The sequence below is a fragment of the Streptomyces sp. NBC_01618 genome, assembly GCF_045209435.1.
Taxonomy (GTDB): Bacteria; Actinomycetota; Actinomycetes; order Streptomycetales; family Streptomycetaceae; genus Streptomyces.
The window spans coordinates 3,985,098-4,006,220 of the sequence record NZ_CP109297.1; the positions used below are offsets into that span (position 1 = coordinate 3,985,098).

Genomic DNA, 21,123 nt, shown 5'->3' on the forward strand with positions numbered 1-21,123 from the left:
CGGGTTCTGCGGGTAGTTATTGAACATGACCTTCCCATCTGAACAGTTGCTCCCCGGCACGCAGCGCGCTCTGCTGCACCGCATCGCCACCGCGCAGTCGGAAGGTCGCGCGCCCTCGCTCGTCGCCGCGGTGCAGAGGCAGGGGCAGACCGTCTGGCGTGGCTCCCGCAGCTGCGTGGACGGCCACGCCCCCGACGCCGACACACAGTTCAGGATCGGCTCGATCACCAAGACGTTCACCGCGGTGTTGGTCCTGCGGCTGCGCGACGAGGGACTTCTGGACCTGGACGACCCGCTGGAGAAGCATCTGCCCGGCACGGGCGTCGGTGGAGTCACTGTTCACCAACTCCTGGGCCACAGTGCGGGACTGGGCGCCGAGTCGCCCGCCCCCTGGTGGGAACGGACCCCAGGTGCGCTGCGGCCCGAGCTCGCCGACGTACTCGGTGAGCAGACGAGGATGCACGCCCCGGGCCGCCGTCACCATTACTCGAACCCTGGTTACACCCTGCTGGGCGCGCTGGTCGAGAAGGTGCGTGGGGCGAGCTGGGCGGACGTGCTGCGAAGCGAGATCCTGGAACCGCTCGGCATGCACCGCACGAGCCCCCTGCCGCAGGCACCGCACGCAGGCGGTTGGGCCGTGCATCCCTGGGCCGATGTCATACTGCCCGAACCGACCGAGGATCTCGGGCTGATGGCCCCGGCCGGTCAGCTCTGGTCCACCACCGGCGACCTTCTCCGCTTCGCGGCCTTTCTTGCCGAAGGAGACGACCGGGTGCTCCGTGCCGCCTCCGTGGAGCAGATGCGTGAACCGTCCACGCCGATCGAGTCCGGCGACTGGGAGTCGCACTACGGCCTGGGTCTTCAGCTCGTACGGAGGGACGGCCGCACGCTCTTCGGGCACACGGGCTCGCTGCCCGGCTTCCTGGCCGCGTTGTGGTTCAGCGTCGAGGACGATGCGACGGCCGTCGTTCTCACCAACACCACGTCCGGGCCGATGATCGGGGACGTTGCCGCAGACCTCGTGAAGATCGTCGCCGAGGCCGAGCCCCGCATTCCGGAGCCCTGGCGGCCCCTGCCCGGCGCGGACGCGGAGCTTCTCGCGCTGACCGGTCCCTGGTACTGGGGCACGCGCGCGAACGTCCTGCGACTGACCTCGGACGGTGGGCTGGAGATTCAGCCCCTGCGAGGCAACGGCCGAGGCGCCCGTTTCACCGCACGGACCGACGGCACCTGGGTCGGTCTCAACGGCTATTACGCGGGGGAGACGCTGCGCGTCGTCCGGAACGGCGACGGCAGCGTGAACCATCTCGATCTGGGTTCGTTCGTCTTCACGCGGGAGCCGTACGATCCCGCGGCGGCCATTCCCGGTGGTGTGGACGAAGGCGGCTGGCGAGGCCTCGAAGCCTGAGCGCCACGCCACTGGGGAACGCCGCGTTGTCCAAGCGCCACGCGCCTTGAGGACGCCGCGCTACTTGGACACCACACCACTTGAGGACGCCGAGTTGCCTGGACACCTTGCGCCCGGCCCCTGCCGTTTCACGTGAAACGGCAGGGGCCGGGCGGTTCACGCCGTCAACTCCCGTTCCAATGGGGTGCGGAAGCGTGGAGTGATCCGTGCTCGGCCCACCCACTGCGACAGGCTGGACGCTTCCGCCTCGATCGCGGCGGTGGCCTCCCGGCCGATGTCGGAAAGCAGTCGCCAGACCGGCTCGCCATCGGCCCGCTGCGCCCAGCCGCCGACGATCTCGCCGTCCCACCACACGGTCGGGCCGATATTGCCGGACCGGTCGAACAGTGCCTTTCGATGCCCGGCAGGGAGGTGGAATCCTCGATCCGCCCAGCCCATCGCGCTGGGGTCGAGCGCCGGAAGCAGCGCGGCCCAGGGTTCCATGGCCGGTTCCGGTTCCAGGTCGTCCGGCAGGACCCATCCCGGGGCGCCGTGGTCGAGCCGGACTTCCTCGGCTCCGACGGCGGCCAGTGCCGTGCGGACCTGGCCCAGCCCCCACCCCGTCCACCACTTCAGATCGGCCTCGGTGGCCGGGCCGTAGGAATGGAGCCAGCGCCGGGCCAGTTCCGCCTGCGCCGGTGCGGGGTCCTCGAACGGCCAGGGTTCGGACGTGGTCCAGCGGAACTGGCTGGAGGTCCAGGAACCACGCGGCCGGTCCCGGCGGATGCGGCCCTCGGCTGCCAGGATCCGGAGGACACGGGAGGCAACGCCCTGCACTGCCTCGTACTTCTTGCCGGGAAACACGGTGATCTCGGTGCGCAGGGCAGCCACACTGGCGGAGAGCTCGCTGCCGGTGACGGGACCGCCGGCGGCAAGGGCGGCAAGGGTCTGCTGTTCGGCGTCGGCGAGCCAGTGCTCGTCCAGCCCGTTGCCGTCGGCCGCCAGGTGCTTGAGGAAGGTGCGGCGTTCCTTGGCGGCCACGGCCCGGGCGTTCGACGCGTAGACGTAGGGGGCGAGTTCCTGCGACACGACGAAGAGGGTGTTGCGCATGGAGAGCTGCCGGACCAGCGAGACGTCCTCGTAGAGAGCCCGCTCCACTGTGGCGACGCCTGCCTCGGACAACCGGGCGCAGGTGGAAAGGAAGACGCTGGCGGCGTCGGTGGCGTGCAGAGCGACGACCGCGTCCGCCACGGACACGGGGGACGCGGTCCGAGCGGACGGGGCCAGGCGATGCCGTCGCCCCAGCCTGATCCTGCGCTGTTCGTCACTGATGCGGTGCATGGACACCCTCCCGGATTCCAGCCGAGGTCAGAGCGCGAGCTTGAAGCCCACGTGGCTGGCGGTGAAACCGAGCCGCTCGTAGAAGCGATGGGCATCGGTCCGGGTCGCATCGGATGTCAACTGGACCAACTGGCAGTGCCGGCGCCGCGATTCGTCCACGGCCCATTCGATCAGCCGGGTGCCGAGACCGCTGCCGCGTTCGTCGGCATGGACGCGGACGCCTTCGATGACCGAGCGGGTCGAGCCGCGCCGGGAGAGTCCGGGGATCACGGTCAGCTGCAGGGTTCCGACGACGCGGTCCCCGCGCACGGCGACGACCAGATGCTGGTTCGGGTCGTCCGCCAACTGCTGGAACGCGGCACGGTACGGGGCGAGGTCGTTTGGTGACTCACGCTGTCCACCGAGTGGATCGTCGGCGAGCATGGCCACGATCGCGGGGATGTCGGTGAGGGCTGCGGGGCGTATTTCCAGATCGCTCATGATCGGTACCCTACGCAGCCCATGAGCATGGCGGATGACTTTCCCGGCCCGTGCGGGGACCGGTCACGGTTGCGCGGCGGCTCATGCGATCGGTACGGGGGCCTTGAGCTCTTCGACCGCCCGGACGAGCGGGGCCAGTTCGGGGTTCCTGGCAGCTTCGTCGAGTGCGGCGCGCAGCGCGGTGTCATTGGTCGACCGGGCCTCTGCGAGCAGGGCGAGACCGGCCTCGGTGACATCGGTGTAGATGCCGCGGCGATCGGTGTCGCAGAGATACCGGGTCAGCAGTCCGCGGTCCTCGAGCCGGGTGACCAGGCGGGTGGTGGCGCTCTGGCTGAGGACGACGGCGTCCGCGACCTGCTTCATCTGGAGATGGCCGCCGGGGCCGCTGTGCTGCCTGCTCAGGACGTCGAGCAGGGAGTACTCCCGCACGCTGAGCCCGTGCCCGGCCTGCAGAGCCCGCTCGATACGGGCCTCGAGCTTCCCGTGGAGCAAGGAGAGCGCGCACCAGCCCTGGGACAGGGCGGTCAGTGCGGGGTCTGTCGCTGTCATGGGATGTCTCCTCCGTCTCGGAGCCGGTTGTGTCCAGGATAGGCGACCCCCCGCAATAGCCCGCGCTTGCAATTAACGGTGCCTGCAATTATTGTGAACGCCTGTAACGTGCAGACGCAATTTTGAGGGAAGGTGACACCCATGCCGCTCGCGCTCCTCGCCCTCGCCATCGGGGCTTTCGGTATCGGAACCACCGAGTTCGTGATCATGGGGCTGCTCCCCGAGGTTGCCGCGGACTTCCAGGTCTCGATCCCGACCGCAGGATTCCTCGTCACGGGATACGCCCTCGGGGTCGTCCTCGGCGCCCCGCTGATGACGGTTCTCGGCACGCGCGTCACCCGCAAGCGCATGCTCATGCTGTTGATGGGGCTGTTCATCGCGGGCAATGCCGTCTCCGCCGTCGCCCCGGCCTTCGGCGTGATGCTCGCCGGGCGCGTGATCGCCTCGCTGGCCCACGGTGCCTTCTTCGGCATCGGATCGGTCGTGGCCGCCGATCTGGTCGCCCCGCAGAAGAAGGCCGGCGCGATCGCCATGATGTTCACCGGCCTCACCGTCGCCAATGTCGTCGGCGTACCGCTGGGCACCTACATCGGACAGAGCGTCGGCTGGCGGACCACGTTCTTCGCTGTCGCCGCGCTCGGAGTCGTGGGTCTTCTCGGTGTGGCCGCGCTCGTCCCCGATCAGCCCCGGCCCGAAGACGTACGGCTCCGCCACGAGTTGGCCGCGTTCCGCAATGTGCAGGTTCTGCTCGCCATGGCGATGACCGTGCTGGGCTTCGGCGGAGTCTTCGCCGCGATCACCTACATCACCCCGATGATGACCGGGATCGCCGGATACTCGGCGTCCTCCGTCACCTGGCTGCTGGTCCTCTTCGGGCTGGGCATGGTGGGCGGCAACCTGCTCGGCGGCAAGTACGCCGACCGCCATCCGATGGCGATCCTGTACGTGTCGCTGGGTACCCTCGCCGTGGCCCTCGCCCTCTTCACCCTCACCGCCCACAACAAGATCGCGGCGGCTGTCACGATCCTGCTGATCGGTGGTCTGGGCTTCGCCACGGTGCCGCCGCTGCAGAAGCGGGTGCTCGACCAGGCCGCCGGTGCTCCGACCCTCGCATCCGCCGTCAACATCGGTGCCTTCAACCTGGGCAACGCGCTGTCGGCCTGGCTCGGCGGTCTCGTCATCGCCGCGGGCCTCGGCTACACCGCGCCCAACTGGGTCGGCGCCGCGCTGGCCACTTCCGCCCTGGTCCTCGCGGTCGTCTCCGGCGTTCTGGAACGTCGCACGGTCGCCAGGAGCCGACTCGTCGTCCGGCACGCCCCGGAACCGCTCGTGGTCCCCGCGGCCCACCACTGACCGCTCGCAGCGTCGCCGATGCGCCGAGCCGGGTGCGTCAGCCCGTCGCCACGGTCAGCGGAGCGCAGCGACGGGTCCAGTCGCCCGGGAGGTCCGAAGTCCCGTACGTCACCACCGTGGTTTCGGAGCCCGCCCGCAGACCGCACTCCTTGAGCCAGTGAGCAGGTCCGCATGGCGCGTGTCGATGTCCGCGCGCAACGGTAGATCCGTCGCCTCGGTGAGCGAGGTGACGAGGGCCTGAGCCGTGGCGGTGTCGGGCGCGACCAGCGGGCCGACACAACCTGATCGAGGAGCAGCGGCCCACCAGCCCCACCTCCACGAGCGGCAGCCGGTCAGCCCAGGTCAGGGGCGTGCATCGCTCGTACGCCCTCGATATTGCCGTCCAGGTAGTGCCGCAGCGACAGCGGTACGAGATGAACCGCGGCGATCCCCATCCGGCTGAACGGCACCCGTACGACGTCGTACTCCCCGCAGGGGTCGTCGATCTCCGGGCCGTGGCGCCGGGACAGGTCCATGGACTCCAGCCGGCAGACGAAGAAGTGCTGGACCTTCACGCCCTTCACCCCGCCGCCCTCGATGTGCTCCACAGTGTCGACGAAGCAGGGAACCACATCGGTGATCTTGGCGCCGAGCTCCTCGTCCAGTTCGCGGTGCAGGGCGTCGACGACGGTCGCGTCCTCGGGCTCGACCCCGCCGCCCGGTGTGAGCCAGTACGGATCCACCCCGGGCTTGGTGCGCTTGATGAGAATGAGGTCGTTGCCGTCGAGCAGGATGGCGCGTGCGGTGCGCTTGACCACGGGACGTTCGGTCATGGCAAGAGAGTGGCCCACGGAACCGGTTCTGAAACACCGGACCCGTGCCGGACCGCCCTGCGGCTACCAGTCGGCTGCGGCGCGCAGCAGCCACTCGTGCGCCCGCGCGATGTGCGGCAGTGCGAGCGTGCCGGTCCGCACGGCCAGGAAGTAGGTGCGCAGCGGAGGCACGGGAGGATCGAGGAGCGCGACCACCTCGCCCCGTTCCAGCGCCCCCTCGCACAGATAGCGCGGCAGTACGGCGAGCCCTGCACCCGCCGTCGTGCATTCGAGGACCGCCCGGAGATCCGGTGCGATGACGGTTCCCGCGGCGGCGGGCCGGCTGTCGAACACGGCGGCCCAGTAACGGGAGACGAGCGGCAGGCTCTCGTGCACCTCCACGACCGGCAGTTGGTCCAGCACCACGGGCCCCTTGTGCCGCAGGGTCCCGGGTCCCAGGCGCCCGGCCCAGCGCGGCGCGGCGATCAGTACATGCTCCTCGTCGCAGAGCGGCGTCGCGGTGAGCAGCTCACCGCGCGGACGGGCCGTGGCAATGGCCAGGTCGTGGTGCCCGGCGGCCAGCCCCTCCAGCGTCTCCACGGCGTCGGTGAAGAACGAACTGCGTAATGCCAGGCCCTGGGCGATGAGCGGGGTGAGTGCCGGCAGGGCGCGCGCCGACGTGAACTCGGGCGGTCCGGCCAGATGCAGGGTCCGTACGCCCGACTCCTCGTCGAGCTCGGTCTCGGCGATCTCGATCAGCGCGTCCAGATGGGGCGCCGCCCGGTGCGCGAGTTCGTCGCCGATGGTCGTCGGGGTCACGCCGCGGGCCCGGCGCAGGAAGAGCGGGCGGCCCAGCTGCCGTTCCAGGGTGCGGATCTGCGAGGTGACCGCGGGCTGGGAGAGGCCGAGCAGGGCGGCGGCCCTGGTGAAGGAGCCGGCGCGGTGCACCGTGACGAATGTGCGCAGCAGGGCCAGGTCCATGTCCTGTCCCCTCCCGCCCGCGCGGCGCTTCGGTCCCGTACAACTATAAATATGTCGATAGGTCGCTGTCGCTACCGTGATTGGACTCTGACGGAGAGTCAATTAGCCTTGTTCGGGTGGTTCTTCACCTGGGGAACCAGGACGGTCCGAGCCACGAGGGGGGAGGCTCGGACCGTCCGTACATACCGCCGGTGCCGGCTCAGCTCTCGCCGAGCGCCGCGTCCAGTGCCCGCTCCACGTCGGCCACCAGGTCGTCCGGGTTCTCGGCGCCGACCGAGAAGCGGATGAAGCCCTCCGGTACGGCGTCACCGCCCCAGCGCGCCCGCCGTTCCGCGGTGGAGCGCACGCCGCCAAAGCTCGTCGCGTCGTCGACCAGGCGCAGCTCGGTCAGGAAGCGCTCGGCCCGTTCGCGGTCGGGCAGCACGAACGACACCACGGAGCCGAAGCGCCGCATCTGCCGTACGGCGTTCGGATACGAAGGGTCGGTGGGCAGCCCGGGATACCGCAGCCCGGTCACCCCCTGGCGCTCGCCCAGTGCCTCCGCCAGGGTCAGGGCGGTGGCGCACTGCCGGTCGATCCGCAGCTCCAGCGTGGCCAGCGAACGGTGTGCGAGCCAGGCCTCCATCGGACCCGGGATCGCGCCGACGACCTTGCGCCAGCGCCGTACCCCCGCTGCCAGCTCGGGATCGCGGCAGGTCACATGGCCGAGCAGGATGTCGCCGTGCCCGGTCATGCCCTTGGTGTCACTGGCCACGGAGAAGTCGGCGCCCAGTTCCAGCGGGCGCTGGCCGAGCGGTGTCGCGAGGGTGTTGTCGACGGCCACCAGCGCGCCGACCGCGTGCGCGGCCCCGACGAGCCGGCGTACGTCGCAGACATCGAGCCCCGGATTGGACGGGGTCTCGATCCATAGCAGCTTGGCGCCGTCGAGGACCGCCAGCTGGGCGTCGCCGCCGGTGGGTGCGGTCCGCACCTCGACGCCGTACGCCTCCAGCTGCTCACGCACCAGCGGCAGCGCCTGATATCCGTCGTCGGGCAGCACGACCACGTCGCCGGTGCGTGCCTGGGACAGCAGCACGGCCGAGACCGCCGCCATTCCGGAGGCGAAGACGGTCGTCGCGACCGGCTCGCCCGGCGCCTCCAGCTCACCGATGGCGCGCTCCAGGTGGGTCCACGTCGGATTGGTGTCCCGGCCGTAGGTGTACGGACCGACCGGTTCACCGGAGAGATGGAAGTGTGCGGCGAAGGCCGGCCCGGGCAGCGTCGGCTCGAACTGCTGCGGTTCGGGCAGCCCGGCCCGTACCGCCCGGGTTCCGTCACCCATGGTGCTCATACCGTTCCTCACTTCTCTCCCCGGTGCGCCACCGGTCCGGACCGCACTGTCTCAAGAGGTGTCCGGTCAGTCCTCGTCGGGCAGGACCATGTTCAGCGCCCACGACACGATCGAGATGATCAGGCCGCCGAGTACGGCGGTCCAGAAGCCGTCGACGTGGAAGCTCAGGTTGAACTGCCCGGCCAGCCAGGACGTCAGCAGCAGCATGAGCGCGTTGACCACCAGGGTGATCAGACCCAGCGTGAGGATGAAGAGCGGCAGGGTGAGCAGTTTCACGATCGGCTTGACCACGAAGTTCACCAGGCCGAAGAGCAGGGCGACCACGATCAGCGTGAGTATCTTGCGCCCGGTGCTGCCGCCGCTCAGCGTGATGTCCTGGAGCAGCCAGATGGCCACGGCCAGCGCACCCGCGTTGGCGATCGTCTTGACTACGAAATTCTTCATGTGTCTGATCGTGGCAGACAGGATCGGTGGCGGACACCGGCGGGACAGAGGCAAGGGGCGGACAGGCCATGAAGGCATTCAGACTGGACGAGCTGGAGGCGGAACGGGCCGCGAACGACGGCGCGTATCTGCAGTTCGTGAAGGAACGGAACATGTCCGTCGGCCTGTACGCACTGGACGCCGGCGAGCTCGACCCGCAGCAGCCGCACAAGGAGGACGAGGTCTACTTCATCGTCAGCGGCCGCGCCTCGATCACGGTCGGCATGGAAACCACGCAGGTGGGCAGGGGGAGCGTGGTGTACGTCCCCGCCGGAGTGGCCCACAAGTTCCACCACATCACCGAGGACCTGCGGGTCATGGTGATCTTCTCTCCGCCGGAGAGCTGAGCCGCGCTCCCGGAGGACCGGGCTCCGGTATCAGGGATCCCTAGGGGGTCGATCAGGGGACTCCAAGGGCTGCGGGCCCCCGCAGCCCCCCTCCGCGCGTCTAGCATCGAAGTATCGGAGCAGCGGAACAGGAACTCACAGAGACGAGGCAAGGACGATGGCCGTGCGGGAGATATTCGCGGGGATGCCCTGGTGGGTGAAGTGGATCGCGGTGCCGGTCATCGCGATCGTCGTGTTCGGCGGCCTGATCGCCAGCGTGGTCGGGTTCGTCATCGGTCTGCTCTTCAAGGTTCTCGTCTTCGTGATCCTGGTCGGCGGACTCGTCTTCGTCGTACGCAAGTTCATGTCGTCGTCCTCCTCGCGCGGCGACTGGTAGGACGATCGGAAGGCCGCCGGGGCGATTAGCCCAGCTGAGCTAAGCAGCAGACGAAACGACCTCCCTCGCGGATGCGGCCGATATGGTGGCAGTCCGCCGCCACCACCTGGGAATTAACTGTCCGTCACCACCCTGACCAGTGGTTTGTACGGCGTTCGGTCTCCGAACCCCAGTCATGCGGCGGTCTGTGGGGGCGGCCCCCGCAGGCGGGCTGACCGCCCGTCACCATGCCTGGGGGTGACCGTTGACCACGGCATCGAGCACCGCTGTCCCGACGTTGATCGGTTCGGTTCAGCGAGCGCTGAGGCTGCTGGAAGCTGTGGGTGCCCATCGGGACGGGGCGCCCGCGAAGCAGTTGGCAAGGGAAGCGGGCCTTCCCCTTCCCACTGCCTACCATCTGCTGCGCACCCTGGCCCACGAGGGCTATCTGCGCAGGGAGAACGGCGTCTTCCTCTTCGGAACCGCCGCCGAGCGCCTGGTCGGTGAGGGTTCGCTGCAGATTCGTCGCAGCAGAATGACGGAGTCGCTGAGCCGCTGGCGCGACACCATCGGCGCACCGGTGTACTGCGCCGTCTACCGCGAGGGCGAGATCGAACTCGTCGCCGTCACCGACACCCCGGCCACCCCCGCGGTGGGCGAGTGGGCGTCCTTCCGGGAGACCGGGCATGCCCATGCGATCGGGCAGTGTCTGCTGAGCCAACTCGACGAGAAGGCCCGCGAGGACCATCTGGACCGGCATCCGGTACGGCCGCTGACCCGCTACTCGGTGAAGGACCGCGTGACGTTCCTTGAGCGGTTGCGGTCGCTGGAGCGAATGGAACCTGTCATCGAACGACAGGAGTACGCCCTGGGGACGGTCTGTGCGGCCATCCCGATCGCTGCCGGATTCACCGCCGCCGCGATGGCCATTTCGGTACCCCTGGAGCAAGAAGACCGGTTGCTCCCCGCAGTCGAACAACTACGTGGCGAAGTGGCCAACCTCTTGCGTTCGTTCGTGTTCTCTATCAGTATCTGAAAAATCACTCCTTGTGATCTGCTATCGCGTGCACCACGATGGCGTCAATAGGGCCATGGGGGATCATTCCTGGCCAGATTCATCTACTGCGGGGTTGGACGATGCGCGAGTCGGTTCAAGCTGAGGTCATGATGAGCTTCCTCGTTTCCGAGGAGCTCTCTTTCCGGATCCCGGTGGAGCTCCGGTACGAAGTGTGTGATCCGTATGCGATCCGGATGACCTTCCATCTGCCCGGCGACGCCCCCGTCACCTGGGCATTCGGCCGTGAGCTGCTGCTCGACGGCCTCAACAGCCCCAGTGGCGACGGCGATGTGCACATCGGACCCACGGAGCCCGAGGGGCTTTCCGATGTGCACATCCGGCTTCAGGTGGGCGAGGACCGCGCCCTCTTCCGGGCCGGTACCGCCCCACTTGTGGCTTTTCTCGATCGGACGGACAAACTCGTGCCGCTCGGGCAGGAGTGCACGCTGGGTGACTTCGAGGGCAATCTGGAAGAGGCACTGGGCCGGATCCTCGCCAAGGAACAGAACGCCGGCTGAAGAGCACGGGGTCGCAGACAGGCCCGTCGGTCGAACGCGACACCTGCCGAATGGGTGAATCGCTCTCTGTGGTGGGGGCGTTCAAGGCTTCGCCCTGCGACGGCGGCCTCTCCCGGTCCGTACGGGTGCTGAAGCTCCGGCTTCCGCGCCGGGCCCTGTGCGGTCCGCGGAGACGACCAGCGCCGCGAGCACCGTCGTCACCGGCACCGAGGCGACCAGTCCGATCGAGCCGACCAGCGTTCGTACGATCTCTTCCGCCACCAGCTCGCTGTTGGCCACCGTCCCCACACTGCTCCGGGCGATCGAGAACAGCAGCAGCAGCGGCAGCGCCGCGCCCGCGTAGGCGAGCACCAGCGTATTGACGACCGAGGCGATGTGGTCGCGCCCGATTCTGATCCCTGCCCTGTAGAGCCCCCGCACACCCATCGTCGGGTTCGCCTGGTGCAACTCCCAGACCGCCGACGTCTGGGTGACCGTCACGTCGTCGAGGACGCCGAGCGACCCGATGATGACACCGGCCAGCAGCAGGCCGCTCATGTCGATGTGCGGGTACAGGCCGTGGATGAGACCGGTGATGTCGTCGGTGTTGCCGGTCAGGCTCGCCCAGCCGATGAAGAGCGATCCGAGCAGCCCGATCAGCAGGAGCGAGAGCAGTGTGCCGATCACCGCGACCGAGGTGCGGGCCGTCAGGCCGTGGCACATGTAGAGCGCGATCAGCATGATCGCACTGGCCCCGATCACCGCGACGAGCAGGGGATTCGAGCCCTGGAGGATGGCCGGGAGGATGAACAGGGTCAGTACCGCGAACGACACGGCGAGCGCGACCAGTGCCATCACCCCGCGCATCCTGCCCACCGCGACCACGACCAGCGCGAAGATCCCGGCCAGCAGAGCCATCGGGAACTTCCGGTTCACATCCGTCACCGAGTACTGCAGATCGTGGGGCGCGTCAGGGGCGTACGCCACGACCACGCCCTGACCCTGGCGCAACTGGCGCGGTGCGTCGGGCTGGACGACCTCGACGAAGGTCCGGCCCTTGTCGTGACCGGTCGTCACCTCGACGGTGGCCTTCTCGCACAGCCCCGGCCCGCTTCCCGACGACGGGGCGGTCTCGCCGCTGGTGGGCATCTGGGCGGCGTTCACGTCCTTGCAGTCCACCTTGTCGACCTTCACCACCTTCGCCTGCTGGGTCTGCCGGTCGAACCCGACACCGGTCCGCTCGTGCGGGGGTGCACCCCCAGGCCAGAGCACCGCCAGGCCGACGACGACCGCGGTGGCGAACGGGATGAGCACGGCCGCGATGACCTTGCGCAGATGCTTGGAGACGGGCGCGGCGGGGCCATGGCTGTGCGAGTGGCCGTGCTGATGGCCTCGCGGTTCGGAGTCGAATTGGGGGGACGTCACCGGCCGATCATCGCAAGAAGAGAGGGGCCCTCTGTTCATTACGCCGGACGGGGCACTAGCGTGGAGGAACCTTTGCACACGCGGGAGCTCGGAGCACCGGGCTGAGAGGGCGCTGATATCCGTACATCCGTACGGGACAGGCTGCGCCGACCGCCGAACCTGTTACCGGGTAATGCCGGCGTAGGGAGTAGGTCTCATGACCACAGCGGACGCACGCACGCCTGCCTCGAACCAGAGCGACGAGGCCGGGAAGTCCATCGGTTGGCACAAGGGATACGTCCAGGGCTCACGCCCGGACCTCCGGGTGCCGGTCCGGCAGGTGCACCTCACCAACGGCAAGGACGTGACGCTGTACGACACGTCGGGGCCGTACACCGATCCCACCACCGAGACCGATGTCCGTCGCGGGCTCGCACCGCTTCGGGAAAGCTGGATCATCGCGCGCGGCGACACCGAGGAGTACCCGGGCCGCCCCGCGCGCCCCGAGGACGACGGGCTCAAGCACACCTCGCCGCGAATGGGGTCTCCCCTGCTCGAGCGAAGTCGAGAGCTTGGGGAAGGGCTGCGCAACCTCGACGCGGTCTTCCCCGGCCGGCCCCGGCTGCCCCGCCGCAGCCGGGACGGGCAGCCGGTGACCCAGCTCGCGTATGCCCGCCGGGGTGAGATCACCCCGGAGATGGAGTACGTGGCGATCCGGGAGAACGTCGAGCCGGAGGTGGTGCGCGAGGAGATCGCCGCCGGCCGGGCCGTACTGCCGGCCAACGTCAACCACCCCGAGATCGAACCGATGATCATCGGGAAGCGGTTCCTGGTGAAGGTCAATGCCAACATCGGCAACTCCGCGGTGACGTCCTCCATCGAGGAGGAGGTGGAGAAGATGACGTGGGCGACGCGCTGGGGCGCCGACACCGTCATGGATCTGTCCACCGGCCGCAACATTCACACCACCCGTGAGTGGGTACTGCGCAACTCCCCCGTGCCGATCGGCACCGTTCCCCTCTACCAGGCGCTCGAAAAGGTCGACGGCCGGGCCGAGGAGCTGACCTGGGAGATCTACAAGGACACCGTCATCGAGCAGGCCGAGCAGGGCGTCGACTACATGACGGTCCACGCCGGCGTGCGCCTGCCGTACGTCCCGCTGACCGCCCGACGCAAGACCGGCATCGTCTCCCGCGGCGGTTCGATCATGGCGGCGTGGTGCCTCGCGCACCACAAGGAGTCGTTCCTGTACGAGCACTTCGAGGAGCTCTGCGAGATCCTCGCCACGTACGACGTGACGTACTCGCTGGGCGACGGTCTGCGCCCCGGCTCGATCGCCGACGCCAACGACGAGGCCCAGTTCGCCGAACTGCGCACACTCGGCGAACTGAACACGATCGCCAAGCGGCACGGCGTCCAGACCATGATCGAGGGCCCGGGCCATGTCCCGATGCACAAGATCAAGGAGAACATCGACCTCCAGCAGGAGATCTGCGAGGAGGCACCCTTCTACACGCTCGGCCCGCTGACCACCGATGTCGCTCCGGCGTACGACCACATCACCTCGGGCATCGGCGCGGCGATGATCGCGTGGTGGGGCACGGCGATGCTCTGTTACGTCACGCCCAAGGAGCACCTCGGCCTGCCCAACCGAGACGATGTGAAGACCGGCGTCATCACGTACAAGATCGCGGCCCATGCGGCGGATCTCGCGAAGGGGCACCCGGGGGCGCAGGACTGGGACGACGCGCTCTCCGACGCCCGTTTCGAATTCCGCTGGGAGGACCAGTTCAATCTGGCTCTCGACCCGGTCACTGCGCGGGAGTTCCACGACGAGACGCTGCCCGCCGAACCGGCGAAGACCGCGCACTTCTGCTCGATGTGCGGGCCGAAATTCTGTTCGATGAAGATCTCCCAGGACATCCGTCGTGAACACGGCGGTTCGCAGGCGGAGATCGAGGCGGGCATGGCGGAGAAGTCCAAGGAGTTCGCGGCGGCCGGCAATCGGGTCTATCTGCCGATCGCGGACTGATCCGTCCGACGCGTGGCGAGTGGCGAGGACCGCGTCAGGTCTTCGCCACTGTTCCTGGCGGGGTACGTGCCCCCCGGACCCGGTCAGTCCGGTTCATGCTCCGGGCCACCGAAGTCGGGGCTGGTGAAGTCCGGGCTGGTGAAGGTCGGGCGGGGGCCCGCCGCCGGGCCGTCGTCGGGGCTGGTGAAGTCCGGCCGGCTGTAGCCGATCTTCGGGATGCGGTGCTCCGAGCGGTGCGGGGTGCGTGCGGCGAGGCCGGCCTCGGGGTCGGCGAGCGCGTCCCTGAGGAACGGCAGGATGCCGCGCTCCAGCAGGGCGTGGCGCCATGCCTCCCTGGCGCGCGCCACATCCTCCGGAAGTTCGCTCCCGGGATCCTCGGCGGGCTGCGACGTCGACCCGTTGCGCAGTGCGGTGACGAGCAGCCCGACGGCGGCGGCCAGGATCGCGGCGGCCATGACCGCCGCGAAGAACCAGCCCGCGGCGACCATGGTGGAGGCGAAGGACGGCGGCGGGCTGAGCAGTTTCAGCAGATAACCGGCCAGCAGGAATATGAACGCGGCGGTGCCGGCGAGCACGGGCGCCAGAACCGTGACGACGGCTCCTATGCCGGCGCCCGACTCGCTCCGACGGTTCGTGCCGGACCCGGGACCGGTGTCCTCGTCCGTTCCTTCGTCCGGTCCGCGCAGCTCTTCGCGGGCCTTCACATAGTGCTCGTACTCGGTGGCGGCCGTCGCGGTGATCAGCGCCGTGGCGTCCAGCGCCATGGTGCGCAGCTGCACGGCGTTGAGCCGCTCGCCGACCGCGGCCAGATCCGGTCGTTCATGGGCGTGGCGCAGTGCGTCGTCGAGGATCCGCTCGTACTCGGGGCGGTCCTCGGCCAGCAGGTGCGGAGCGCTGTTCATGTGCATCCCCCGATGCTCCGTTGGGCCTGAATGCCCGCTCGGACCGGGCAGTTGGGCGGAAACGGAGGAGAGCCTGCTACTGATACGCCGATGGTAGAGCGCCCACGGCACGGGGTGACAGGGGGTTTCCGTAAATAGGCCCGGTGGTCGGCGTGGTCAGGTCGTGGAGCGTCTTCCCGGATGGACGTCAGTCATGCAGGGGCAGTTGGACGACCAGTAGCTTTCCGGCCATGGTCACTCCGCCGTCCATGGCGATGGCGAGTCCGTCCGCGTACACGTGCGGGCCGTCGACCACGGGACCGGAACCGTCCTCTCCGTCCTCCGAGCCGACCTCGCCGAGGAGATACGGAATGGGGCTGTGACCATGGACGATGCGCTGTCCGCCGTAGGCCGACAGCAGCTCCCGTACGGCCTGCGGCCCCGACTCGTCGCGGAAGGCGAACCGCTTCGTGAGCTTCCGGAAGAGGTCCCAGCACTCGTCGGCGTCGTTACGCGTGAGAATGGCGTGCACGGTGTCGTTGACGTCCTCGATGGTGCTGCCGTAGTCGAGGTAGGCCGTCGTGTCGGAGTGCGTCAGCAGGTGCCCGTCCTCCTCGACGATCGCGTCGAGCCGGGACATCCACTGGAGGTGGACGTCCTGGAGCCGCTCCATGTCGTTCTTCTGGCCGCCGTTGAGCAGCCAGGCGGCCTGGAAGGTGGCGGTGCCGGCGCCGGAGTTGACGGGGGTGTCGCCGAACCGCTTGGCGCCGATGAGCAGCAGTTCGTGATTGCCCATCAGGGCCTTGCAGTAGCCGCCCGCGGCCGCGGCCTCGGCGGACAGGCGCATCACCAGGTCGATGACGCCGATGCCGTCGGGTCCCCGGTCGGTGAAGTCGCCCAGGAACCAGAGCCGGGCATTGCCCGCGGACCAGTTGCCTCCGGCGTCGATGAGGCCCTGCTCGGCGAGCGCGGCGTGGAGCTCGTCCAGATAGCCGTGGACGTCGCCGACGACGTACAGCGGTCCGAGCCCCGGCTCCGGGGCGGGCCGTGGGTCGGGGACGGCCCGCACCTGGACGGTGTCACCGCGGTTGATCAACGGAAGGTCGCGTGCGGTGGGGGTGTACCCCTCCGGCAGCTCGTCTCCCGGAACGGCGTTGCCCGGGTGCGGCGGTGAAGGCGGCACCGGAGTCTGCGCATAGGGCGGTACGCGGAAGTCACGCAACGTCGCAGTCCGCACCACGGGTTCCTGACCGGCCCCCTGTGTCATCGACCCCTCCACCACCGTCGCGCCGCCGTACACCTGACGGGCCCTGCTGGTCGGGGTGGTCCGCGGTGTCGTGCGCCCATCATAGGAATGCGATTCGTGCTCTGTGACGCACCAGGGGTGGTGAATCCGGGCGCACGTCAGGTTCACCGGCCGATTGGTCCGAAATCGCCTGATCAATCCCTGGCGGGGGAGCGGGGCGCGCTGACCGTGGTGCGGGGTGGACGGCGTTGCGAGGACGTCCGGACGATGAGCTCCGTCGGTATGACCTGCTCCACCGGTCCGTCGTGTGCCACGCCTTCGATGGCGTCGATCAGGAGCTGGACGACCGCTGTGCCGATTCTGCGCGGCTTGAGCGAGAGGGTGGTGATGGGGGGCTCGGTCGTCGCGTACACGGTGGACTCGCTGCAGCAGACCAGCAGCAGGTCCTCGGGGACGCGCAGACCGTATCGGCGGGCGGCGGCCAGCAGATCGGTGCCGTTGGGGTCGAAGAGTCCGTAGACGGCGTCGGGCCGGTCCGGGCGGGCGAGCAGCCGGTCGGCGGCGACCGCGCCCGCGCACGGGTCGTGGGCAGGGTAGGACTCGTACACCGGGTCCTGGCCCACGCGCTCGCACCAGTGGAGGTACGCGGTGGTGGAGAGGCGGGTGTACGTGTCGGTGGTGGTGCCGGTGAGCAGGCCGATGCGGCGGGCTCCGGCGGCGGCGAGATGGTCGAGGAGGTCGAGCACGGCGGCGCGATGATCGTTGTCGACCCAGGCGGTGACCGGGAGGGTGCCGGCCGGCCGGCCGTCCGAGACGACGGGCAGCCCCTGGCGTACGAGTTCCGTGACGACCGGGTCCTGGTCGGAGGGGTCGATCACGACGGTGCCGTCGAGAGCGACGTTCGACCAGACGTCGTGGCGTGAGGTGGCGGGCAGGATGACGAGGGCGTAGCCGCGGGCGAGCGCGGCGGAGGTGGCCGCTCTGGCCATCTCGGCGAAGTAGGCGAACTCGGTGAAGGTGAAGGGTTCGTCCCCGTAGGTCGTCACGGTCAGGCCGATGAGGCCGGACTTGCCGGTACGGAGGGTTCGGGCCGCGGCGGAAGGGCGGTAGCCCAGGCGCTCTGCGACCTCGCGGACATGGCGGCGGGTGGCGTCCGGGAGCCTGCCCTTGCCGTTGAGCGCGTCGGAGACGGTCGTGATGGAGACCCCGGCGGCGGCGGCCACATCCCGGATTCCCGCTCGTCCTTGCCGGCCGCCGCGCCGGGGTGTCTCCGTCCGGCTCACCTGGTGCTTCCCTGCTGCTGTCATGGCGAGCCGATAGTAGGGCTCGGAGGGGAGGTTGGCCCGGCCGCATATTCACTCGTTGACAGGCACGTTTCTGCATGATCATAGAACGTCAAATGCCTTGAAAAACAAGGGCGTTTGCAGCGTTTACCGTGGTGTGTCATGCATCGAACCCGATGGGCCTACTAAATGGTCGATGTCTCGAAGAGGTCTCATCTCACCTCTTCGGGGGACGCGCGCCACGGAGTGAGCCACCGGCGCGCGTCAGGGAGGGGAGCGCTCCCCCGTCCCCGGCCGGGCAGGGCAAGAGGAAGCTCCGGTCCCGGCCGCGCTCAGCGTTCGGGACGCTCCGGCCATTCGCAGCGGAGCCCAATCCTCATAAGGTGAGCAGTATTGATGTGTACAGACGGTCTAGGAGGACCTGCGGTGAGCGAGACGAGCCCCAAGCTGCGCGCCGAGCTGGACGGCGTCCCCGCCTATGTGCCGGGCAAGCCGGCTGCTGCCGGTGGAACGGTCGCGTTCAAGCTGTCCTCCAACGAGAACCCCTATCCCCCGCTGCCCGGGGTGATGGAGACCGCCCTGGCCGCGGCCGCGAACTTCAACCGCTACCCGGACATGGCCTGCACCGGTCTGATGAACGAGCTGGCCGACCGTTTCGGTGTGCCCCTCTCGCACCTCGCCACCGGAACCGGCTCGGTCGGTGTGGCGCAGCAGCTGCTCCAGGCCACCTCGGGTCCGGGGGACGAGGTCATCTACGCCTGGCGTTCCTTCGAGGCGTACCCGATCATCACGCAGGTCAGCGGTGCGACCTCGGTGAAGGTCCCGCTGACCGAGGGTGATGTGCACGACCTCGACGCGATGGCGGACGCGATCACGGACCGCACCCGGATGATCTTCGTCTGCAATCCCAACAACCCGACCGGCACCGTGGTGCGCCGGGCCGAGCTGGAGCGGTTCCTGGACCGGGTGCCGGGCGATGTCCTGGTGGTGCTCGACGAGGCGTACCGCGAGTTCATCCGCGACGCCGAGGTGCCGGACGGCATCGAGATCTACCGGGACCGGCCCAACGTGGCGGTGCTGCGGACGTTCTCCAAGGCGTACGGCCTGGCGGGGCTGCGGGTCGGTTTCGCCGTGGCCCACGAGCCCGTGGCGGCCGCGCTGCGCAAGACGGCGGTGCCCTTCGGGGTCAGCCAGCTCGCCCAGGACGCGGCGGTCGCCTCGCTGCGTGCCGAGGACGAACTCCTGGGGCGGGTCGGCTCCTTGGTGTGCGAGCGGGACCGGGTGCAGCGGGCGCTGGCGGACCAGGGGTGGACCGTTCCCCGGTCCCAGGCGAACTTCGTCTGGCTACGGCTCGGGGACCGTACCGCCGACTTCGCCGCCGTGTGCGAGCGGGCCGGTGTGATGGTCAGGCCGTTCGCGGGCGAGGGGGTGCGGGTCTCGATCGGGGAGGACGAGGCGAACGACCTGTTCCTGAAGGCCGCGGAGTCGTACCGCAGGGAGCTGTAGAGCGGCGCAGGCCGCCTGCGCGCACCGGAAGGCCCAGGGCCCCGTACCTCGTTCGGCGAGGTACGGGGCCTTCGCGTTCGGGGCCGGGAGGTGCCCGGACCGGGGTTTTCCGGGGGGTGTCTGCTTCGGGGTGATTGATCGGAACGTCCCAAGAGGGGCACCCCGCCCGAACGTCCCGAAAGTCCGTGCGTCATAATTGTTTGTGAATGTGAACGCGTTCACAAGCGTGTCCTGTTCTTCCCGTGATTAGTCGGATTTAAAGGGCAAACTGCCGGTGCGACTACGGCGACGTAAGGAGAAGACGACGTGGAGCTAGCTCTGGCGCCAGAAACCCTGGCGCGATGGCAGTTCGGTATCACCACCGTCTACCACTTCCTGTTCGTCCCCCTGACGATCTCTCTCGCCGCGCTCACCGCCGGCTTGCAGACCGCCTGGGTGCGGACGAACAACGAGAAGTACCTCAGAGCCACGAAGTTCTGGGGAAAGCTCTTCCTCATCAACATCGCCATGGGTGTCGTCACCGGCATCGTCCAGGAGTTCCAGTTCGGTATGAACTGGTCCGACTACTCGCGGTTCGTCGGCGACATCTTCGGTGCCCCGCTCGCGTTCGAGGCGCTGATCGCCTTCTTCTTCGAGTCCACGTTCATCGGGCTGTGGATCTTCGGCTGGGACAAGCTGCCGAAGAAGATCCATCTCGCCTGCATCTGGATGGTCTCCATCGGGACTGTCCTGTCCGCCTACTTCATCCTGGCGGCCAACTCCTGGATGCAGCACCCGGTCGGCTACCGGATCAACAAGGAGCGTGGCCGGGCCGAGCTCACCGACTTCTGGCACGTGCTCACCCAGAACACCGCGCTCGCCCAGTTCTTCCACACCATCACCGCCGCCTTCCTGGTCGGAGGCGCCTTCATGGTCGGCATCGCCGCCTTCCATCTGGCGCGCAAGAAGCACATCCCGGTGATGCGGACCTCGCTGCGGCTCGGACTGGTTACCGTCGTGATCGCCGGACTTCTCACCGCCATCAGCGGTGACCAGCTCGGCAAGGTCATGTTCAAGCAGCAGCCGATGAAGATGGCCGCCGCCGAGGCGCTCTGGGAGGGCCAGGACGCGGCACCCTTCTCGATCTTCGCGGTCGGCGATGTGGCCAAGGGCCACAACACCGTGGAGATCTCCATCCCGGGAATACTGTCCTTCCTCGCGGACGGCAGCTTCACCTCGTACGTCCCCGGCATCAACGACATCAACAAGGCAGAGCAGGAGAAGTTCGGCCCCGGCGACTACCGGCCCAACATCCCGGTCGCCTTCTGGAGCTTCCGCTGGATGATCGGTTTCGGGATGGCGTCCTTCGCACTCGGCATCCTCGGACTGTGGCTGACACGACGGAAGTTCATGCTGCCGCCGGCGATGCGGACCGGTGAGGACGAGGTTCCCCATCTGGTCCTCTTCAAGAACAAGGCGCTCAGCCCGAAGCTCGCCAAGTGCTACTGGATCCTCGCGCTCTGGACGCTGCTCTTCCCGCTGATCGCCAACTCCTGGGGCTGGATCTTCACCGAGATGGGCCGCCAGCCCTGGGTCGTCTACGGCGTGCTCCAGACCCGCCACGCGGTCTCCCCCAACACCTCCCAGGGCGAGGTGCTCACCTCGATGATCGGCTTCACCCTGCTCTACGCCGCCCTGGCGGTGGTCGAGGTCAAGCTGCTCGTGAAGTACATCAAGGCCGGACCGCCGGAGCTCACGGAGGCCGACCTCAACCCGCCCACCAGGATCGGCGGCGACCACGACGACGCCGGCCGGCCGATGGCCTTCTCCTACTGAGAGCA

Annotated in this window: 20 protein-coding genes and 1 riboswitch; of the genes, 9 read left to right on the forward strand and 11 right to left on the reverse strand. The window is 68.5% G+C overall.

Features of this window, described 5'->3' with window-relative positions; translation table 11 throughout:
- The first annotated feature begins 25 nt into the window (after window positions 1-25).
- A complete protein-coding gene (locus tag OH735_RS18620) occupies window positions 26-1,408 on the forward strand; it encodes a serine hydrolase domain-containing protein (protein ID WP_406382651.1) in 1,383 nt (460 codons plus the stop codon).
- Window positions 1,409-1,564: 156 nt separating this feature from the next.
- Here the strand turns inward: OH735_RS18620 and OH735_RS18625 are convergent, their stop codons facing one another.
- From OH735_RS18625 to OH735_RS18635, 3 genes are all read right to left on the reverse strand, one after another.
- Window positions 1,565-2,728 carry a winged helix DNA-binding domain-containing protein gene (locus tag OH735_RS18625; protein ID WP_406382652.1) on the reverse strand — a complete coding sequence of 388 codons (1,164 nt, stop codon included), beginning with the start codon at window positions 2,726-2,728 and terminating at the stop codon, window positions 1,565-1,567.
- Between the two features lie 27 nt (window positions 2,729-2,755).
- Window positions 2,756-3,208 carry a GNAT family N-acetyltransferase gene (locus OH735_RS18630; protein WP_406382653.1) on the reverse strand — a complete coding sequence of 151 codons (453 nt, stop codon included), beginning with the start codon at window positions 3,206-3,208 and terminating at the stop codon, window positions 2,756-2,758.
- An 81-nt stretch (window positions 3,209-3,289) separates the two neighbouring features.
- On the reverse strand, window positions 3,290-3,757 hold the full coding sequence (locus OH735_RS18635; protein ID WP_406382655.1) for a MarR family winged helix-turn-helix transcriptional regulator: 468 nt from the start codon (window positions 3,755-3,757) through the stop codon (window positions 3,290-3,292).
- A gap of 141 nt (window positions 3,758-3,898) precedes the next feature.
- Between OH735_RS18635 and OH735_RS18640 the strand changes: the two genes are divergently transcribed.
- The gene (locus OH735_RS18640) at window positions 3,899-5,110 is read left to right on the forward strand and encodes an MFS transporter (protein WP_406382657.1); all 1,212 of its coding nucleotides are present in this window, start codon (window positions 3,899-3,901) and stop codon (window positions 5,108-5,110) included.
- 332 nt (window positions 5,111-5,442) lie between these two features.
- On the opposite strand, the gene OH735_RS18645 is transcribed toward OH735_RS18640, so the two are convergent.
- From OH735_RS18645 to OH735_RS18660, 4 genes are all read right to left on the reverse strand, one after another.
- Window positions 5,443-5,922: an NUDIX domain-containing protein gene (locus OH735_RS18645; protein WP_266747346.1), complete on the reverse strand. Its 480-nt coding sequence runs from the start codon at window positions 5,920-5,922 to the stop codon at window positions 5,443-5,445.
- 63 nt (window positions 5,923-5,985) lie between these two features.
- Complete coding sequence (locus OH735_RS18650) at window positions 5,986-6,882, reverse strand: LysR family transcriptional regulator (RefSeq protein WP_406382658.1); 897 nt, start codon at window positions 6,880-6,882, stop codon at window positions 5,986-5,988.
- A gap of 199 nt (window positions 6,883-7,081) precedes the next feature.
- Complete coding sequence (locus tag OH735_RS18655) at window positions 7,082-8,212, reverse strand: cystathionine gamma-lyase (protein ID WP_406382659.1); 1,131 nt, start codon at window positions 8,210-8,212, stop codon at window positions 7,082-7,084.
- A gap of 66 nt (window positions 8,213-8,278) precedes the next feature.
- The gene (locus tag OH735_RS18660; RefSeq protein WP_406382660.1) at window positions 8,279-8,656 is read right to left on the reverse strand and encodes a phage holin family protein; all 378 of its coding nucleotides are present in this window, start codon (window positions 8,654-8,656) and stop codon (window positions 8,279-8,281) included.
- 68 nt (window positions 8,657-8,724) lie between these two features.
- On the opposite strand from OH735_RS18660, the gene OH735_RS18665 reads away from it, so the two are divergent.
- From OH735_RS18665 to OH735_RS18680, 4 genes are all read left to right on the forward strand, one after another.
- The gene (locus OH735_RS18665; protein ID WP_406382661.1) at window positions 8,725-9,042 is read left to right on the forward strand and encodes a cupin domain-containing protein; all 318 of its coding nucleotides are present in this window, start codon (window positions 8,725-8,727) and stop codon (window positions 9,040-9,042) included.
- 163 nt (window positions 9,043-9,205) lie between these two features.
- Complete coding sequence (locus OH735_RS18670; protein ID WP_114249160.1) at window positions 9,206-9,418, forward strand: DUF5326 family protein; 213 nt, start codon at window positions 9,206-9,208, stop codon at window positions 9,416-9,418.
- Window positions 9,419-9,662: 244 nt separating this feature from the next.
- Window positions 9,663-10,433, forward strand: coding sequence for an IclR family transcriptional regulator (locus OH735_RS18675; RefSeq protein WP_406382662.1), 771 nt, complete (start codon window positions 9,663-9,665; stop codon window positions 10,431-10,433).
- A gap of 101 nt (window positions 10,434-10,534) precedes the next feature.
- Window positions 10,535-10,972 carry an SsgA family sporulation/cell division regulator gene (locus OH735_RS18680; protein WP_406382663.1) on the forward strand — a complete coding sequence of 146 codons (438 nt, stop codon included), beginning with the start codon at window positions 10,535-10,537 and terminating at the stop codon, window positions 10,970-10,972.
- 81 nt (window positions 10,973-11,053) lie between these two features.
- Here OH735_RS18680 and OH735_RS18685 read toward each other — a convergent pair whose 3' ends face one another.
- A complete protein-coding gene (locus OH735_RS18685; protein WP_406382664.1) occupies window positions 11,054-12,376 on the reverse strand; it encodes a YibE/F family protein in 1,323 nt (440 codons plus the stop codon).
- Window positions 12,377-12,446: 70 nt separating this feature from the next.
- Window positions 12,447-12,580: riboswitch (TPP riboswitch) on the forward strand.
- On the opposite strand from OH735_RS18685, the gene thiC reads away from it, so the two are divergent.
- Entirely contained in the window at window positions 12,573-14,387 is a 1,815-nt protein-coding gene (thiC, locus tag OH735_RS18690) for a phosphomethylpyrimidine synthase ThiC (RefSeq protein WP_406382665.1), read from the forward strand. (Overlaps the previous riboswitch by 8 nt.)
- Window positions 14,388-14,470: 83 nt before the next feature.
- Here the strand turns inward: thiC and OH735_RS18695 are convergent, their stop codons facing one another.
- The 3 genes from OH735_RS18695 to OH735_RS18705 form a co-directional block, all read right to left on the reverse strand.
- Window positions 14,471-15,295, reverse strand: coding sequence for a hypothetical protein (locus tag OH735_RS18695; RefSeq protein ID WP_406382666.1), 825 nt, complete (start codon window positions 15,293-15,295; stop codon window positions 14,471-14,473).
- 181 nt (window positions 15,296-15,476) lie between these two features.
- Window positions 15,477-16,535 carry a metallophosphoesterase gene (locus OH735_RS18700; RefSeq protein ID WP_406382667.1) on the reverse strand — a complete coding sequence of 353 codons (1,059 nt, stop codon included), beginning with the start codon at window positions 16,533-16,535 and terminating at the stop codon, window positions 15,477-15,479.
- A gap of 173 nt (window positions 16,536-16,708) precedes the next feature.
- Window positions 16,709-17,821 (reverse strand): LacI family DNA-binding transcriptional regulator, encoded by a 1,113-nt coding sequence (locus OH735_RS18705; RefSeq protein WP_406382669.1) that lies wholly within the window; start codon window positions 17,819-17,821, stop codon window positions 16,709-16,711.
- 402 nt (window positions 17,822-18,223) lie between these two features.
- Between OH735_RS18705 and hisC the strand changes: the two genes are divergently transcribed.
- Complete coding sequence (gene hisC, locus OH735_RS18710; protein WP_406382670.1) at window positions 18,224-19,303, forward strand: histidinol-phosphate transaminase; 1,080 nt, start codon at window positions 18,224-18,226, stop codon at window positions 19,301-19,303.
- 306 nt (window positions 19,304-19,609) lie between these two features.
- Entirely contained in the window at window positions 19,610-21,118 is a 1,509-nt protein-coding gene (locus OH735_RS18715) for a cytochrome ubiquinol oxidase subunit I (RefSeq protein ID WP_406382671.1), read from the forward strand.
- Window positions 21,119-21,123 lie beyond the last annotated feature (5 nt).